Origin of the sequence: Dendronalium sp. ChiSLP03b (genome assembly GCF_034531165.2) — a bacterium.
GTDB lineage: Bacteria > Cyanobacteriota > Cyanobacteriia > Cyanobacteriales > Nostocaceae > Dendronalium > Dendronalium minutum.
This window is the reverse complement of sequence record NZ_JAVRBR020000029.1, coordinates 1-19,349: the sequence shown is the minus strand read 5'-3', so window position 1 is coordinate 19,349 and position 19,349 is coordinate 1. Positions and strand designations below refer to the sequence as shown.

At 42.3% G+C, this 19,349-nt stretch carries 10 protein-coding genes and 1 tRNA gene; 8 read left to right on the top strand and 3 right to left on the bottom strand.

Features of this window, described 5'->3' with window-relative positions:
• The first annotated feature begins 338 nt into the window (after positions 1-338).
• The 3 genes from RMY31_RS07565 to RMY31_RS07555 are packed head-to-tail and all read left to right on the top strand — an operon-like array spanning position 339 to position 3,493.
• A complete protein-coding gene (locus tag RMY31_RS07565; RefSeq protein ID WP_322658914.1) occupies positions 339-1,562 on the top strand; it encodes an ABC exporter membrane fusion protein in 1,224 nt (407 codons plus the stop codon).
• Positions 1,559-2,737, top strand: a complete 1,179-nt coding sequence (devC, locus tag RMY31_RS07560) for an ABC transporter permease DevC (RefSeq protein ID WP_322658854.1) — start codon at positions 1,559-1,561, stop codon at positions 2,735-2,737. Before RMY31_RS07565 ends, devC begins: the two co-directional genes overlap by 4 nt.
• 36 nt (positions 2,738-2,773) lie before the next feature.
• Complete coding sequence (locus RMY31_RS07555) at positions 2,774-3,493, top strand: DevA family ABC transporter ATP-binding protein (RefSeq protein WP_322658853.1); 720 nt, start codon at positions 2,774-2,776, stop codon at positions 3,491-3,493.
• Between the two features lie 248 nt (positions 3,494-3,741).
• On the opposite strand, the gene RMY31_RS07550 is transcribed toward RMY31_RS07555, so the two are convergent.
• Positions 3,742-3,814 (bottom strand) — tRNA-Arg (locus RMY31_RS07550).
• Between the two features lie 55 nt (positions 3,815-3,869).
• Entirely contained in the window at positions 3,870-5,063 is a 1,194-nt protein-coding gene (locus tag RMY31_RS07545; protein ID WP_322658852.1) for a murein hydrolase activator EnvC family protein, read from the bottom strand.
• Between the two features lie 157 nt (positions 5,064-5,220).
• Between RMY31_RS07545 and RMY31_RS07540 the strand changes: the two genes are divergently transcribed.
• Positions 5,221-5,511: a hypothetical protein gene (locus RMY31_RS07540; protein WP_322658851.1), complete on the top strand. Its 291-nt coding sequence runs from the start codon at positions 5,221-5,223 to the stop codon at positions 5,509-5,511.
• 175 nt (positions 5,512-5,686) lie between these two features.
• On the top strand, positions 5,687-6,796 hold the full coding sequence (locus RMY31_RS07535) for a saccharopine dehydrogenase family protein (protein ID WP_322658913.1): 1,110 nt from the start codon (positions 5,687-5,689) through the stop codon (positions 6,794-6,796).
• Between the two features lie 102 nt (positions 6,797-6,898).
• On the opposite strand, the gene RMY31_RS07530 is transcribed toward RMY31_RS07535, so the two are convergent.
• Positions 6,899-8,194: a sodium:proton antiporter gene (locus tag RMY31_RS07530; RefSeq protein ID WP_322658850.1), complete on the bottom strand. Its 1,296-nt coding sequence runs from the start codon at positions 8,192-8,194 to the stop codon at positions 6,899-6,901.
• Positions 8,195-8,732: 538 nt separating this feature from the next.
• On the opposite strand from RMY31_RS07530, the gene RMY31_RS07525 reads away from it, so the two are divergent.
• From RMY31_RS07525 to RMY31_RS07515, 3 genes are all read left to right on the top strand, one after another.
• Entirely contained in the window at positions 8,733-15,110 is a 6,378-nt protein-coding gene (locus RMY31_RS07525) for a PAS domain S-box protein (RefSeq protein ID WP_322658849.1), read from the top strand.
• A 139-nt stretch (positions 15,111-15,249) separates the two neighbouring features.
• Positions 15,250-17,082 carry an ABC transporter ATP-binding protein gene (locus tag RMY31_RS07520; RefSeq protein ID WP_322658848.1) on the top strand — a complete coding sequence of 611 codons (1,833 nt, stop codon included), beginning with the start codon at positions 15,250-15,252 and terminating at the stop codon, positions 17,080-17,082.
• 329 nt (positions 17,083-17,411) lie between these two features.
• Positions 17,412-18,980: a metallophosphoesterase gene (locus RMY31_RS07515; RefSeq protein WP_322658847.1), complete on the top strand. Its 1,569-nt coding sequence runs from the start codon at positions 17,412-17,414 to the stop codon at positions 18,978-18,980.
• Positions 18,981-19,349: the final 369 nt, after the last annotated feature.

The following is a 19,349-nucleotide window of genomic DNA, read 5'->3' as shown; positions in this document are numbered from 1 at the left end:
AAGATTCTGAAACTTTGATTGAGTCAAGCTTTGAGCCTTTATTTTCTAACAGTAACTAAAATTTATAGCCAAAACTTAGAAATTAAAGCCTCGAAAGGCTTTCAGCGATTGGGTTCTCCCAAAGTGATAAAAGAGGGTTATCTTCCTGATTTCTTTATCCCAGTCTCCTTAAATTTTACTGGGAACTCTTGACATTTTTGTAATGTACAGTTTAGTTTACTAACAGTACAGTTAAACTAAGTAGTTTATTTAACGTACTACAAAAAAGGGGGCTGAAAGTGCCTGATGTAGGAGAAAGAGATTCCGCATCCTTCAAGCCTAGTGTTCGCCAACTGATTATGCTGGCATTAGCTACAGGATTTGCGATCGCAGGAATAAGTAGATTTTGGCAGGTTCAATCACAAAAAACCGTCCAAGCAAGCTTACCTCCAATTAAAACGGTAACAGCGTTGGGCAGACTAGAGCCAAAAGGAAAAGTGATTAAACTTTCAGCACCTGCATCCAGTCAAGGCAGTCGGGTGGAGACACTTCTGGTAGAGGAGGGTTTTAAAGTTAAGGCTGGACAAGCGATCGCAATTTTGGATAACCGGACTCGTCTATTAGCAGCTTACCAAGAAGCCCAAGAAGCGGTAAAAGTAGCACAGGTAAATCTGACAAAAGTGCTAGCGGGTGCAAAAGTGGGTGAGATAGAAGCGCAAAAAGCCGAGATTGCTCGCATCGAAGCACAAACATTAGGCGACCAAACCGGGCAAAGGGAAACAGTTGACCGTTTAGAGGCGCAATGGCAAGGTGAGAAGATAGCCCAACAGGCAACAATTAATCGACTAGAAGCAGAACTCAAAAATGCCCAAGTAGAATTTCAACGCTATCAGCTGCTTTACTCTGACGGCGCAGTTTCTCAGTCTTCATTTGACAGCAAGCGTTTGAGTGTAGATACCATAATGCAGCAATTGACCGAAGCAAGAGCAAATCTTAACCGGATTGATAGCACTGGGCGCAAGCAAATTAGTGAAGCCCAGACAGTTCTGGCCAGAATTAACGCCACTGGTAGCAAGCAAATTAGTGCGGCCAAAGCTACCTTAAACCAAATTGCCGAGGTACGTCCAATAGATGTAGAGGCAGCAAAAGTAGAAGTTAGCCGTGCCATAGCAGCCGCCAGACAGGCAAAGGCTAATCTAGAGCAAGCATACGTGCGATCGCCCCAAGACGGTGTAATCTTGGACATTCATACGCGATCGGGAGAAATGGTGTCTGATGAGGGCATCGTGGAAATTGGACAAACCAAGCATATGTATGCAGTTGTAGAAGTTTACCAAAGTGATGTCCGTAAAGTACGTCCCGAACAGCTAGTGCGGATTACTAGCAACTCTCTACTAGGTGAATTGTATGGAAAAGTAGATTGGATTGGTTGGAAAGTGCAGCGGCAAAATATTATCAACGCTGACCCCAGTGAAAATATTGATTCTAGAGTTGTAGAAGTTCATGTGCGGTTGGGAGAAGCATCAAGCCACAAAGCATCCAGATTTACTAATTTGCAAGTCAAGGCGGTGATTGGACTGTGATCGGATTGATTCAGGAACTACAACGGCGTACACCGCTAGGATGGTTGCAACTCAGTCATCATAAAAGTCGCCTATTAGTAGCCTTGTCAGGCATTGCCTTTGCCGATGTCCTGATGTTTATGCAGCTTGGCTTTCAGAATGCACTGTACGATAGCAACACCCGCCTTAATAGCGTATTGTTTGCAGATATAGTTTTAATGAGTACTCAAAGTCGTAACACGCAAAATTTGTCTACCTTTTCGCGGCGGCGACTGCTTCAGGCTGCTGATGTACCTGGTGTGAAATCAACATCAGCCATGTATATCGGTTTATTTACTTGGAAGAATCCCCAAACACACCGCAAGACTACACTGCAAGCAATTGGGTTTAATCCTGAAGAACCTACCTTAAATTTACCTGAAGTAAACGCCCAGTTAGATAAAATTAAGCTGCCTGACACCTTTATCTTTGACCGTGCCACCAGAGGTGAATACAAGGAAGCTTTAAGCCAAATTGAGGCAGGTAATACTGTCACTACAGAAGTAGATAAACGTACTATCACCATTGATGGCTTATTTAAATTAGGATCGTCCTTTGCCGCAGACGGTACATTAATTTCCAGCGATGATAATTTTTTACGCATCTTTCCCAGACAACTAGCGGGGAGTATCAACCTGGGTTTGATTTATATTCAACCAGGTTATGACCCAAAACAAGTTGCAGAGGTATTAAAACTCTACCTACCAAAAGAGGATGTCAAAGTTCTAACCCGCGAGGAATTTATTAAATTTGAAGAGGACTATTGGAAACAAGAAAGCCCCATCGGTTTTATCTTTTCTTTAGGTGTAACAATGGGATTTCTTGTTGGTGTGATTATTGTTTATCAAGTCCTCTCTACCGACGTGAATGCCCATATGAAGGAATACGCCACCTTCAAAGCAATGGGATATCGCAATTTATACTTGCTAAGTGTGATTTTTGAAGAGGCAATTATATTAGCATTGCTAGGCTTTATCCCAGGATTTGCAGTTCCATTAGGGCTTTACCGCTTGACTCGCAATGCCACAGATTTGCCAATATACATGACCGCGGCTAGAGCATTGACAGTTTTATTCTTAACAATACTTATGTGTAGTATTTCTGGGGCGATCGCAACTCGAAAATTACAATCTGCCGATCCGGCTGATATGTTTTGAGTAGAAGGCAGTCCCTCTGCCTCAAGATAATTGTTTATGGAAACTCTTTATTCTTCTGAACCTGTTATATCTATCGAAAATCTTAACCATTATTTTGGTAAAGCAAAACTTCGTAAGCAAGTTTTATTTGATATCAACCTTACAATTAATGCAGGCGAAATTGTGATTATGACAGGGCCTTCTGGTTCTGGTAAAACTACATTACTGACCTTGGTAGGAGGATTGCGTTCAGCTCAATCTGGCAGTTTGCAAGTTTTAGGCAAGCAACTCTGTGATGCTAGTGCTAAAGAACTCACACAAGCGCGACGCAATAACGGTTATATTTTTCAAGCACATAACTTGCACGGTAGTTTAACAGCAATCCAGAATGTGCGAATGGGTTTGGAAGTGCAACCAAAAATTCCGCCACAAGAAATGCTTAGGCGATCGCAACAAATGCTAGAAGCTGTAGGATTGGGAAATCGCCTTAATTATTACCCAGATAACTTGTCGGGAGGACAGAAACAACGGGTAGCGATCGCTCGTGCGTTAGTGAGTCAGCCTAAAATTGTTTTGGCAGATGAACCAACTGCCGCACTCGATAAGCAATCTGGGCGTGATGTCGTCGAATTAATGCAAAAACTAGCAAAAGAGCAAGGTTGTACAATTTTACTCGTCACCCACGACAACCGTATTTTAGATATTGCCGATCGCATTGTCTACATGGAAGATGGACATCTTGTCAGAGATGGTGTGAGTACTATAGCTGTGGAGTAGTAATGCCAATTCCTAATGATGCTCGTTTAGACTTCAGTCGTAATTAAGAAAGTCAGACTCTATCTGGGTTTCTAGGTTTGTATCTGTTACATTCTTTTTTAAAATTGGTATGAGCAATACAGTAGAAGTCACGAGTCGCAAGTAAAACGTGCTTTATATCTGGCTTTGATACCTAAGCGATCGCGTTTTTCATCCACCAGCAGAAAGCACCGAGGTGAAACGGATAAATATTATGTTACTTTTTAGAACGAGCGCGGAGGGATTTGAACCCCCGACCCACAGAACCGGAATCTGTTGCTCTATCCACTGAGCCACGCGCCCTTAATTTCTCGCATTATAGCACGTTTGCGATAAATGCCGCCAAGTTGGCGATCGCTTAAAGATAATTAGCAGGGTTTACGGGTGAACCATTGCGACGTACTTCAAAATGCAAGTGAGGCCCGGTAGATAAACCTGTGGAACCGACAGCAGCGATCGCTTGTCCTCTTTGTACTGCTTGCCCTTCAGATACATACAATTGGCTGGTATGTCCGTATAGTGTGGTAATACCTTTGCCGTGGTCGATAATTACGGCTCTACCATAACCACCGTACCAGCCTGCAAAAATCACTGTTCCCGAATCGGCTGCCCGAATTGTACTGCCATAGCTAGCTGCAAAATCTAGACCTGCATGAAAACGACGATAGCCTAGGACTGGATGCATCCGCCAACCAAAGGGACTGCTAGTAGGAGCATCGCTAGGATAGGCAAACATCCCAGTTCCTTGGATGATAATACTTCTACGGCTATTTGTTTTAGCCTGTGCTTCAACTCTGGCTCTAGCTTCTGCTATCTTCTGTTGAATCAATACTTCTAGATTTTTAGAATCTTGGTCTAGCTGATTTTGGGCTGCTTCTAAAGCCAAGCGATCGCTATTTAAGCGTTGAATCATCTCTGACTGTGACTGCGCCTGAGTTTGATAATCGGCTTTTTGTGCTAGTAATTGCTGGCGAATCAAGGCAATTTCGTTTTTTTGTTGTTCTACATCCGTTTTTTGTTTATTTATCAGGTTTGCTTGTTCGTTGAGTTTTGCTAAGATTTGTTGGTCTGCCTGATAAACTAGCTTCAATTGATGACGGCGACTGATAAAGTCGCTAATGCTTTGGCTTTGGAGTAAAACTGCCCATCCTTGTCTGGCTGGCGATCGCTGGAGATAACGCAATCGGGCTACTGTGGCGATTTGACGTTCTTCATAGGAACGTACTGCTACAGCTAAATCAGCTTCCAATTGTTGGAGGCGTTGGCTAGAAATTTGTAATCGCAACTCACTATCTTGAATATAGCTGTTTGTGGTTTGGAGGTTTTGGTTTATACCAGTTAGCCGATTTTGTGCCGCTTTTTGCAAATTGGTCAGGCGATCGCGCTCCTGAGTCATATTCGCACGCTCTTGATTAATTTGTTGCTGCTGCTGCCTTAAAGTATCAACTGATCCTAGGGGAGCTGCATCTACTGGTAATGCTGTAATTAATCCCAAAAAAAAGGATAAAATGCCGCAAAATAATCTTTTTTTGCTAAAAAATGACACTCTCATAATGTGAACCTGACCAAAGGAACGCCGCCAAACACTATGAGAATTATTCCCAAAATCCGATTCACCTACTCCCACGCGCTATCAAATTTGTCTGCCAAGTTGTAACACAAAGATTCCAGCTGTGCCAGCATTGAGCAGCTATATCAGAAAAAAGGATATGAACACACGCATCGCAATTCTCTTAATTACCTTAGTTTTTCCGGGTTTAGCGGTCGTAGGAATATCGCTTTATTGGTTTAACTTAGATTACGCAGCATTGATAAATGCCGAAAAATATGTAGAAAAGCTAGTTGAGGAGGGAAAAGTGAGCGATCGCCAGTTAGATTATGCCTATCATCGTACCTTTATTCATCGCATCAATGTTTTCGCCGATGGCACTTGGGGATTGCTAGGAGGCGCGATCGCAGCGCTAGGCATACATGGATTAGTGACTATTAGAAAAAATTAGTTTTTGAGAAAACCCATCACTTTACAAGCGAAGAAGCTAGCCTTCAGACGGTTCACTTTGCACCCCATCTAAGATAGGAATCTTCCTTACATTGATAAGCAAGTCATACTTGTAACTGATGACAAACAGTACAGAAAGCTGGTCAAATAAAGATAATGTTGCCCATACCGGAGTAATGACAGATCGCGTTTTGATTCTTGGAGGACGGGGGCGAATTGGTAGCAGTGTTGCTCAGGATATAGCCACCCACACACAAGCACAAATTACAATCACTGGGCGTTCCCCAGAGACTGGAAAGGCTATGAGCCTACCTGTGGGAGAGCAAGTGCAATTTGTGATATTAGACTTAGCGGAGATTGACAGATTGCGACAAGCGATCGCTAATTCTGACTTAGTTATCCACTGTGCTGGCCCCTTCCATTACCGAGATGCCAATGTTCTCAAAATATGCATTGAACAAGGTGTTAACTATTTAGATGTCAGCGACCATCGTTCTTATACTAGCAAGGCACTTAATTACCACGAGCAGGCTGCCGAAGCTGGCGTGACAGCAATTATTAATACTGGCATTTTCCCTGGCATTTCTAACAGTATGGTACGTCAGGGTATTGAACAATTTGATACACCAGAAAAAATCCATTTAAGTTATTTAGTTTCTGGTTCTGGTGGTGCTGGTGTTACAGTGATGCGGACAACTTTTCTGGGGTTGCAGCATAGCTTTGAAGCTTGGATAGATGAAAAATGGCACATAGTCAAGCCCTACAGTGAAAGAGAAGTAGTTGAATTTCCACCACCCTATGGACGCAGTGGAGTTTATTGGTTTGATATGCCAGAAACCTTCACTCTGCCCTACGCCTTCCCATCAGTAAAAACTGTAATTACTAAATTTGGCTCAGTTCCTGATTTTTACAATCACATGACTTGGATAACTGCTCATGTATTTCCCAAATGGTTAATGCAGAAGCGCAGCACTATAGAATTTTTATCTCATGTTAGTCATTTTATGACAGATGTAACTAATCGTTTCAGTGGGATTGGCGTAGCAGTACGTTCCGAAGTTACAGGCAGAAAAAATAATGGTGAATCAGGCGTTTATTGCTCAAGTTTAGTGCATGAAAATACCGCAGTCATTTCTGGTTATGGTACAGGTAGCATTGCCCAATTCTTGCTAGAAGGTAACCTCAAAAAACCAGGAGTTTCGCCAGTGGAAGAAGCATTACCAACAGATTTATTTTTGCAAGCTATGCAAAGTCGAGGAGTTAAAATTACTCACAATTGGTTGTAAAAAAGATTGGTAATTAGTGAGTGAGAATTATGCATTTCTGAATTCTGAGTGCTGATGTAAATTCCTCACTCAGCACTCGGTACTGATTTGTACCCAGAAAGTCTATTCAAATTCGTCAATTGTAGCGGGAGCAGCTTTTCTGTGTTTGCTAATCTTGTGTTCGTACCAATTCATTAATGGAGTGGCACTAATTCCATGTAAAATTACAGAAACTACAATAGTGGTGTAAGTTATCCAAGCAATTTGTTCCGCAGTTTCGCCTTCTAATCCTTTACCAAAAGCATAGGCAAGATAATATAAAGAACCTACACCGCGAATGCCAAACCAGCCCAATAACCAGCGAGTTCGTGGATGTAAGTTTTGGCGGCGGGAGTGCATAGGATGTTTACCTATTGTACTAATCCAGACCCCTATAGGTCGGATGACCAAAAATAACAAAATTATTATTAACAAAGATTGAGCAGCATTGGTGAATATTGGCTTAAATAATAATATCGACCCCAATAGTAAAATTGTCCCAACTTCCATAAGTTTTTCAAGTCGCTCGATAAATTCCAATTGTTCTAGTGGCTTTTCACGATTTCTATAACTGCGCTGAACGACTAACCCAGCAACAAATACTGCCAGAAATCCATAGCCATTCACAAATTCTGTCAAAGAATAAGTTAACAAAATCACACTGATAGCTAAAAAGTCTTCCATTAACTCATCAGCAGAACGACGTTTCTGGATTTTTTGATCGATCCAAACTATAGCTTTGGGAACAATAATTCCCATAATAATGCCAGCTGCGATCGCCCAAATTAAATCAACTAAAATCCAATCCTTGAACCAGTTTCCCCAGTTATTATCTTTTAATGCATAAAGACCGAAATAAACAAAGGGAAAAGCTAAGGCATCATTTAACCCACCTTCAGAAGTTAAACCAAAGCGTAACTCGTCTTGGTCGTTTGCATCTGTCAGTTGGACTTCTGAGGCTAATACCGGGTCAGTCGGTGCGAGAATTGCTCCCAACAAAATAGCTTCTCCCCAATTCATGCCTAAAAATAATTTGCCCACAATAGCCAGAGCAAAAATTGAAATTGGCATCAAAAATCCAATTAGTCGTAGCGTAATATTCCAAACCTCTAACCTGAGTGGATGAACAATTTTTAAGCCACAGCTAAATACTGAAATAATTACCACAAATTCTGTGATTCTCTCCAACAATTCAGCATTGAATACGTCATCACGTCTTAGTTGAATTAACCCTAGTCCATAAGGGCCTAGAAAAATACCAACCACAAGGTAGATAAGGGCAAAAGAAAGAGGTAAGCGAGTAATCCAACCTGACCCTAATATGACTACTAGCAAGAGTAGCCCAATAACAAACAAGTTAAGGATATAAATATCTACCATAGCGGTGATTATAAATAATAAACATTGCTTTGCAAGTTTAGTTGTGATAGCTTTTTAATATAAATCACCCAAAGGTAGATTTTATCAAGAAATTATATTCATTTCTACCTCTGTTTAATTAGTTCACATCGATCGTGAAGATAAGAACTGATGACTAGGAAAGAGATATTTTCATTCCTTAGTTGTGCCCAAACTGCACATGAACCCTAGCCTGCAATTGCTGAGTTCAGAGTTATCGAAGTTTGCCCGGAGGGATCTACTTATGATTTTAGAGAGTACCAAAAATAAATTATCCAATATTCGTAGTTGAAGATTGCACCTCGATACAGCTACCCTAAAACGATTTCAGGAGAATTTCCGTCCTCAGGCAGACGTGGCTGAGACAACTGGATAAAATTGAAGTAGCGACAGTAATACTGGGTAAATCACAAGATATTATCAGAAATTATAGCTAATCTTTTTCAAAAATTTTTATTTGGTTATTATTGTGTTTAACTAAAAAATTTATTAATGGTATAAAATTGACTCAAAATTTGATATGACTATGGATACTCAACAGATAAAAATTTTATTAGTTGATGATAGTTCAGAGAATTTACAGTTTTTATCTGATATTCTCCTAAGGCAAGGTTATCAAGTACAAAAATTCCGGTCTGGACAACTGGCTATCAATGCAGTATTGGATGTGTCCCCTGATTTAATTTTACTTGATATAATCATGCCGGAGATGAATGGGTATGAAGTTTATCAACATTTAAAAGCTAACAAAAAAACTCAAGACATCCCGATAATTTTTCTGGGTAATATTAAAAAAATATTTAAAAAAGTAAATTTTTATCAATTAGGCGCTATTGATTATATTCCTAAACCATTGCAATCGGAAAACATTTTAACATGCGTACACAAACAACTCACTATTCAAAAATTACAAAAACAATTAAAAGAGCAAAATTACCAACTACTGTGTGAGAAGCAACAACGGCAGCAGTTGTCACTCGAATTAAATAACCAAAATCACCAAATACAAGCGATTTTAAATACAGTTAAATTAGGTGTTTCCCTGACTGATGAAAATGGATATTTTGTAGAGGTTAATTCGGTATATTGTCATCTGTATGGATTGACTCGCAAAGAACTCATTGGTCAAGAATTTACGGTGCATTATCCAAATTTAACAGTTGCAGAAAAAGCAGATTTAATTCGGCAATATCAAGATTCTATTAGAGAAGGCACAAGGACGGCAGCTGCCTCACCGCACCACCTCCTAGAGACTGAGGAGCCACTGCGTTGCAGTGAGCAGTCCGTTGGACTTGAAAGAACTGCCGTTAATGCAGCATTAGCAACGTACTCCTACGGAGAAGCAAGCTACGCGCAGTGTCTCTGTCAGGAGAAGGAGTGTCACCCGAAGGGAGATTCCCACGGCAGTCCACTCAAGTCGGGAAACCCTTTCGGCAGTTCCTCTTGGGGGAAACCACGCCACTTGCTCCACAGTTGCCACAATTTGGGGAACCAGAGCAAGGCACTGTCTTCAGATAGCTTCCAGTTAGAAAATCGAGAATTTCAAATTACCCAGCAAGATGGGTTGCAGATTGATGTGGAGATGACACAGAGAGTTTACCAACAGGATGACGGTAAGTCTTTTGTTGTGACTACCTTGAGAGATATCAGCGAGCAGATGGAAGTTGCATTATTAGTACAAGCACAACTGCTAGAGCAAGAAAAAGAAGCACGCGCTCAGCTATACAGGCAAAATTTGCAACTGCGAGAAGAAATCCGCGATTGTCTGTTAGTGGAAGCTGCTCTGAAAGCCAGTGAAAGTAAGTATCGCCATCTAGTCGAGACATCCCAAGATATCATTTGGTCGGTAGATATATCTGGGCGAATTACTTTTGTCAACTCTGCTGTCAAAAGAGTTTACGACTACGAACCTCAAGAAATCATGGGGCTTTCTTGGGTTGATTTTATCTTGCCTGAGCAAGTGGATCGCAATCAAGAACTATTTGAACGTATTCTCAATGGCGAACCGATATTCCAGCATGAGATTACGTGTATAGCTAAAAATGGTGACTTGATTTATCTGATGCTAAATGCGATCGCTCTACGGAATGAACAGGGTTTAGTAATAGGTATAACAGGTACAGCTAGTAATATTACAGAATATAAACAGGTAGAACAAGCCCTACAAGAAAGTACTATCAAACTCCGCAACCATAACCTGGTGTTAACACAACTGGCGAAAAATCAGCTATTGTATCAAGGCGACTTGAAAACTGTTTTCAGCGAAATTACAGAAGCAGGCGCTAAGAATATAGCAGTAGAGCGAGCCAGTATATGGCTGTATGACCAAACAGCCACTGATATGCAGTGCCTTGACTTATTTGAGCAAAGTCGCGATCGACACACTACCGGATTTTCTCTATCAGCAGCAGACTATCCAGCTTATTTTCAAGCTTTGCAGCAAGACCAACAAATTGTTGCAAATAATGCCCACAGCGATCCCAGAACCAAAGAATTTTCTCAGTCTTACTTGACCCCCTTCAACATAACTTCTATGCTCGATACACCTATTAGACTAGGGGGAAACACCGTAGGAGTTTTATGTTTGGAGGCGGTGGAAATTATTCATTCTTGGACACTGGAAGACCAGAATTTCGCCCGTTCTTTAGGTAATTTGGTATCGTTGGCGTTAGAAGCACGGGAACGCCAACGTGCAGAAGCAGCCCATCGGGCATCTGAAGAGAAGTTAACATCAGCCTTTAGGTCATCTCCTGACCCTATCGCCCTGTCAACTTTCCCAGAAACACGCTATACCGAAGTCAACGATAGCTTCTGTAGGCTTTTTGGTTATTCTCGTTCTCAAGTTATCGGTCGCACCCACCAAGAATTAGATATGTGGGTAAATCGAGAACAATGTGCCCTTCTCACCCAGCTCCTCCTACAGACGAAAGCCATTCGCAACCATGAAGTTGATTTCCGTACTTCTAGTGGAGAGATCAAAACGACGATACTTAGTGCGGAATTGATCGAGATAGACGATCAACAATATGTACTCGGCACTGCTAAAGATATCACTGAGCGCAAACAGGCAGAAAATGAAAGCCGTTTACTGCTATTAACAGCTCAAGCCATCACTCGCGCTATTGACGTAAACGGTGCTTTAAAACTCGTTCTCCGTTTAATTTGTAATACCATCGGTTGGGATTTTGGCGAAGCTTGGATACCCAATGATGATGGCTCTATTTTAGAACATAGCTTGGTCTGGTACGCAGAAGCAAGCAGCTTAGAAGAATTCTGTCGCCAAAGCCGAACTATCAAATTTGCTCCTGGTGTGGGATTGACAGGAAGAGTTTGGCAGAGTCGGGAGCCAGAATGGATTGAAGATGTTTCGCGAGTCAGAAAGCCAATTTTTTTGCGATCGCCACAAGCGTCCAAAGTAGGATTAAAAGCTGGTTTTGGCGTACCAATTCTGGCTGGCAACCAAGTATTGGCTGTTTTGGTATTTTTTAAACGCAGTTCATTGCCAGTAGATAAGCGTTTACTCTTGCTAGTACGTGCAGTTGCTAGTCAGTTAGGTGGGCTAATCGAGCGCAAACAAATAGAAGCCGCCCACAGAAAGAGCGAAGAACGATTGCATCTCGCCTTAGAAGCTAGCGATTTAGCGTTGTGGGATTGGCATATTAGCAGCGGCAAAATCTATCGCGACTGGCGGTGGACAAAGATGCTGGGGTACAAAGAATCTGAAATTACAGACAATCAACCAGTTATTAAGCGACTAGTACATCCAAACGACTGGCTCGCAGTCCAATCAGCCTTAAACGCCCATCTCCAAGGTACTAGTCCCGTTTATGAAGTGGAATTTCGGATGCGTTGCGCCTCTGGTGAATGGAAGTGGATTCAGGCTCGCGGTCAGATTTTTGAGCGTGATGAGAAGGGTACGCCTTTGCGAATGACAGGTACGCACAAAGATATCACAGAACGCAAAACGCTAGAACGAGAACTAGCACTCAGAGAAGCCCGTCTCAATGCCTTTTTTAGCAGCGCTCCTGTCGGTCTGAACATTGTAGATAACCAATTGCGGTTTGTGCAAATCAACGAACTGCTTGCAGAGATTCATGGACACTCGCAAAAAGACCATATCGGTAAAACGTTACATGAAATCATTCCCCAAATTGCACCTTTGGTGACACCGTTTTACGAACAAGTACTCTCGACTAATCAACCTATTCTCAACCTAGAAATCAGCAGCCCATTACCCAAGCAGCCAGATATTATCCGCCACTTCATAATTTCTTATTTTCCCATACCAGGTGAAGACAATCGCCCCTCTGGTGTTGGCACTGTGATGGTGGAAATTAGCGATCGCAAGCAAGCAGAACTAGCTTTACAAGAAAGCCAGCGACGGTATCAAACATTAGCCGAAGCTTCTCCAGTTTGCATCTTCCACACCGATGTTGATGGCAACGCCTTATATTTAAATCAACGCTGGAGCGAGATTACAGGGCTTCCCCTGCAAGATTCTTTGGGCAAAGGTTGGGCAAATGCTCTGTATCCAGATGACCGCGATCGCATAGATATTTTATGGTGCGAGGCAGTAGCAGCAAGAACAATACCATCTAAGTCAGAACATCGCTGCTTGCGCTCTGATGGCACAATTGTTTGGGTAATATCTCAAGCTTTACCAGACATTGGCGAAGACGGAAAAGTTAAAGGCTATATCGGTACAATTACAGATATCACCGAGAGAAAACTGACAGAAGAAGCTTTATATGAGAGTGCAGAACGGGAAAGAGCGATCGCTCAAGTAATTCAACGGATGCGTCAGACATTAGATTTGGAGACGATATTTGCAGCCACAACCCAAGAATTGCGGCAAGTGCTTAATTGCGATCGCGTTGTCGTCTATCGTTTCAATCCCGACTGGGATGGCGAATTTGTCTCGGAATCAGTTGCGGAAGGCTGGATTTCTTTGATAGAGGAACACAAAAATCACCCCAATCTCACAGAGGGTGCGCTAGAAGATGGTCGTTGCGTTCTGAAAATGTTGGATAGCGCCAACAACCAACAAGATACTTATCTGCAAGCAAGCCAAGGTGCAAGTTTCCGCTGTGTGCCAGATATCTACAAAGCTGGGTTTGACCTTCGTTACATCAACCTCTTAGAACGCTTTCAGGCAAAAGCCTATATTACTGTCCCCATCTTTTGTGGTAATCAACTATGGGGATTATTGGTGAGTTATCAAAATTCTGGCACCCGTCAATGGAAAACCGGAGAAATCAACATTGTAGTTCAAATCGGCAATCAGTTAGGAGTTGCTTTACAGCAGGCACAATTACTAGCACAAACTCAAAGACAGTCACAAGCTTTACAACAAGCTGTCATAGCTGCTGATGCTGCCAACCGTGCCAAAAGCGAATTTCTCGCTAACATGAGTCACGAATTGCGTACCCCACTGAATGCTATCCTCGGCTTTACCCAGGTCATGAGCCACGATCGCTCTCTATCTAAAGAACATCTACAAAACCTAGCAATTATCAATCGTGCTGGCGAACATCTGCTCAACTTAATCAACGACATTTTGGAAATGTCCAAAATTGAAGCTGGCAGAACTACATTGAATGTCAGCAGTTTTGACTTAAGTCGCCTTTTGCAAAGCCTAGAAGAAATGTTACACTTCCGCGCTACTTCCAAGAGGCTAAAACTGCTATTTGAATGTAGTCCTGAAATTCCCCAATATGTGCAAAGTGATGAAAGCAGGCTGCGTCAAGTCTTGCTAAACCTTTTAGGCAATGCCATCAAATTTACTGATAGTGGTAGTGTGACTTTGCGTGTGAGATTGAGGGCTGAGGACTGCAAAGGAGCGGAGGAGAAAAAAGCAATCTTGTCTAACTGCCCTCAGTTCCTCAGCCCCCCATCCCCTCTACCTCTTGTTTCCCAATCCCTAATCTTTGAGGTAGAAGACACTGGTGCTGGTATTTCTCCACAAGAAATGGACTTACTTTTTGAAGCTTTTGGGCAAACTGAAACTGGCAGAAAATCTCAACAAGGAACAGGATTGGGGTTAGCAATTAGCCGTAAATACGTACAATTGATGGGGGGAGATATTACTGTTAGTAGCGTTTTGGGTACAGGTAGCACATTTACCTTTGATATTCAGATTGGTTTAGCTTCAGCCAGCGAAATTCAAATACACCAAGCTCAACATCAAGTTATTGGTTTAGCACTAGAGCAAAAAGAATACCGTATTTTAGTAGTTGATGATGTTACAGATAATCGTCTTTTACTAGTTAAGTTACTAACATTTGTTGGCTTTAACGTGCGGGAGGCTAGCGATGGTCAACAAGCGATCGCCCAATGGATAGAATGGCAACCACACCTGATTTTTATGGATATGCGGATGCCAGTTATGGATGGCTATGCAGCCACAAGAGAGATTAAAGCAAGGGAGCGGGAGAAACAGCAGAAACAAGATTCTTCTGTTCCCGATGCTCATACCATCATTATCGCTCTAACTGCTAATGCCTTCGAGGAGCAACGAGAGGCAATGATGACAGCAGGTTGTGATGATTTGATTAATAAACCCTTCCGACAAGAGCATATCTTAGAAAAACTTAGTAAATATTTAGGAGTTCAATATCTTTATAAAGAAGAAGGTAATCAAACATTGGATGCTAGACAACAGACTAAAGAACAAATTTTGACACCTGATGATTTACTACCTTTGTTATCTGAAATGTCAAATGAATGGGTAGCACAGGTATACAATGCCGCAGCGCAATGTAGCGACGATCTAATTTTAGAATTAATTGAGCAAATGCCTTCAGCAAATAATTTGCTGAACAAATATTTAGCAGATTTAGCTAACAACTTCCAATTTGAGAAAATTATGGCAGTAACCAGCATCGTCAATAGTAATTAGCTAAATATTAACAAGATAAGGTGGACGATATACAGCAGAATTCAGGAGGAGGCAGTGCGGTGAGGTAGCCTGGTGGCTTTATCCCAATTTGCAATCCCCTTTATGCAAATACGGGTATTTCCACGCTATAAAAAGAATAATGAAGATTAAAAAGAAACGAAATGCCCTGCGCCAATCACTGGCAGTTTTCCGTTACAGCGGACGGGCTATAGGCTTAGTGTGGAATACCAATCGCTCTTTAACCATCATCCTTGCTACTTTAACTTTAGTAGCTGGTCTTTTACCAGCAGCGATCGCCTACATCGGGAAGTTAATCGTTGATGCGGTAGTCTTAGCTTCTCAAAGTGCTTCAGAAAGCCATAATTTTGCCAATATTTCTCAGCCGTTATTGTATGTAGGATTAGAAGCGATCGCAGTAGCTTTATTAGCAGGCAGTCAGCGAGGACTGAGTGTTTGTCAGTCGTTATTGCGGGTGTTATTAGGTCAGCGAGTAAATGTACTCATCTTGGAAAAGGCGCTGACATTGGAACTCAAGCAGTTTGAAGATTCAGAATTTTACGACAAACTGACTAATGCTAGGCGAGAAGCATCAATTCGTCCTCTGTCTTTAGTAAATCGCACCTTTGGATTGGTACAAAATGCCCTTTCCCTCGTTACTTACGGCGTTTTGCTAGTGAAGTTATCAGTTTGGTCAGTGGTAGTGCTAGTAATAGCAGCTATGCCTGCATTCATTGCTGAAACAAAATTTGCTGGGCAAGCCTTTCGCTTGTTTAGTTGGCGTGCGCCAGAAACCCGTCAACAGCACTATATAGAAAATCTGCTGGCTAGAGAAGACTATGCTACAGAAGTCAAGCTTTACCAGATTGGGGAAATGTTGCTGAGACGTTACCGTAACCTGTTTCATCAACTGTATGGCGAAGACCGTGACTTAACTCTGCGACGGGGACTGTGGGGGTATCTCTTGAGTTTAGTGAGTACCGCTGCTTTTTACATAGCATACGCTTGGATTGTGTTGGAAACGGTGGTAGGTCGGATTTCCTTGGGAGATATGACAATGTATCTGATAGTGTTTCGCCAAGGACAGTCTACTTTCTCTAGTGCCCTTACTTCTATTGGGGGAATGTATGAAGACAACTTATATTTATCAAATCTCTACGATTTCCTCGAAGAAGAAGTAGTAAAGCCTTGGGGTGAAGCAACCAATGGTTTAAATCCTCAAGATGGTATCCGCTTTGAGAATGTATCTTTCACTTATCCAGGCAGTTTCAAGCCTGCATTGAGAAACATTTCCTTACATTTAAAACCTGGAGAAAAATTGGCAATTGTAGGTGAAAACGGTTCTGGTAAGACTACTTTAATTAAACTGCTTACCCGACTTTACACTCCAGACTCCGGGCGAATTTTTCTAGATGGTTTGGACTTGCAAGAATGGGATGTAGACGTGCTGCGCCGTCGTATTGGTGTAATTTTTCAGAATTTTGTCCGCTACCAATTCACAGTCGGGGAGAATATCGGCGTAGGCGATGTAGAACACCTCGAAGACAAAACCCGCTGGCATGTTGCTGCCGAAAAAGGCATGGCCCAACCTTTCATTGAGCAATTGCCCCAAAGCTTTGGGACTCAACTTGGTCGTTGGTTCAAGGGAGGACAGGAACTTTCTGGGGGGCAATGGCAGAAAATCGCTCTTTCTCGTGCTTTTATGCGATCGCAGGCAGATATCTTGGTGTTAGATGAACCAACTTCGGCAATGGATGCCCAAGCAGAGTTTGATATTTTCAATCATTTTCGCACTCTGACCAAAAAACAGATGGTATTCTTGATTTCCCACCGCTTCTCTACAGTCCGGATGGCTGACAAAATCGTAGTTGTTGAAGCTGGGGAAATTGTGGAACAGGGAACTCACGAGCAATTGTTAGAGGCTGGAGGGCGTTACGCCAAGCTATTTTTGTTGCAAGCGGCGGGTTATCAATAAGAGAGGAGAGGGAGCAGGGGAGACAAAGAGAGCAAGGGAGATGGGAAAGTGATTTGTAGCAGTAAAAGAGTTAAGCCACATAGAGAAGCTAATAAACTTGAGCTTTTAATAGTGAATTTTGAGGTTTTAAAGACCGAAGTTGAGCCTTTGAACTTGGAAGTTGAACCTTGGAAGCTGAAATTTGAGCTTTTGAACTTGGAAGTTGAACCTTTGAGCTTGAAACTTCAAGTTTGACTCTTGTACAGACGCGTAGACGCTCGTAAGAGCGGCTTCTCGTAAGAGTATAATCGCGTCTCTTGACTCTTGATTAAAATCTGGGAGTATCTACGATGAGATTGATTTCTGAACCATCGATTCCTGTGAAAATTCAAAAGATGAAGGAACGGGTGCGATGGAGGCATCCCAGTATTCTACAGCGGGGAATTGACCAAACTAGTATGGTCATAGACGATCGCAAGGAAGACAGCCCCGAATTTTCGTTTATGGTTATCGGTGATAGTGGGACAAAATCCCATTACGGACATCATCCCCAGCGAGAAGTAGCCGAACTCATGCTTCCTCACAAGGATGATTGCCGTTTTATGCTACACACTGGCGATGTCATTTATGTTGTGGGTTCTCATGAGTACTACCCAGCAAATTTTATCGAACCTTACCGGGAATTTCTTGTGGGTGGTGACAATCCCAAAAATATTTCTTACGATCGCATGGTATTTAACTTACCGTTTCTGCCAGTGCTGGGCAATCACGATTACTATGATGTGCCGTTTATGTATCGTTTGCTGACAGGAAGCACATTGCGGCTGCGTCGGATGCTACGTTACAAAGATTTTGAGATTGGCTGGCATGGTTCTAATCAAGGTGATGCCTATGCACGGGCGTTTCTTGACTATATGGCAGCCATTGTTTCCCCAGAAGAGTTACAGAATCATTTAGATAGCCATTACACTGCTAAAACTGACACAGGGCGCTGTCTGCGATACGAACCTGGGCAGTTTACACGTTTACCGAACCGTTATTATACGTTTCGTTATGGCGGTATTGACTTCTTCGCCCTTGATTCTAATACCTTTAATACACCTTCACCTTTACCAACAACGCAAGCAGGGGAAATTTACCGCCAGGAATTGGAAAAGCGTCGCCAGGAAATAGACCAAGAAGAGTTGCAGATTTTGACAATATGCGATGGCCTCAATCCAAATAACCCCGACGAGGCTGAACAACTCGACGACCTCAGTGCCAAGTTAGACCAAATCAATGAAGTCAAAATCGATATTGAAAAACAACTAACTCACACCACACCGATTATCGATTTTGAACAACTTGATTGGCTGCGAAGCAGACTAATTGAATCTTGGAATACTTCTGAAGTGCGCGGACGTGTAATTTATTTTCACCATCCCCCCTACGTCACAGAAGCGACGAAGTGGAACCAAGCACAAACTTTGGCTGTACGTCATCGCCTGCGTTGGGTGTTGGAACAAGTGGCGGAAACTCTTGGTTCCCTAATTAAAGAACGTCCCATAGTCGATTTAATTTTAAATGGGCACGCTCATTGTCTAGAATATCTCCGCACGGTTGATACTGGATACGCTGACTCTCACATCAATTACATTATCTCTGGTGGTAGCGGTCGTCGGCCCCGCCGCCAGCGCCCAGAAGGAACTGAATTAATGGAGACATTTGGCGACATTCCCGATAGTTCCACCCGCAAAGTTGCAGATTCATTGTTGTATGTTGGTCGCAATGGCTATGCTTCGCAACAGCAATTGCCTTACTCCTGCGTGCGGATTGATGTTCGAGATGGTTGCCCACCCAAGTTTATTGTTAGACCGTTGGTAGCAGAACGCGTTGAGCAACAGTGGTACAGTCGTCAGCTTGAACCGTTTGTAATTTGAAAATAAAGCTACAGATTTAATATTGTCAACCCATAAAAAATCTGAGTACTGCACTCTTGCCTTGCGCCCCTTCATGACGAATTACATAGATACACGAAGGGTGGCTGACCGCAGGTATTACAAATTACGAATTACTATGATATTGGAATTGCTGCACTTATTAAGTATCCATAGCTTTTGGAATTGGCAATCTATGGGAGTATAGCTATATTCATCCACATTAAGATATGAGCCTCTAACTAGCGCGGCGACGCACTAGCAAAATATAGAAGAAACACAGTCTCAGGAATGTTTTAAAGTCAAGAAATCTTACACTTGAGTAGTACCGTGACAGCAAAAACCGTCTTAACAATGGTGCTGTAGCGCCCG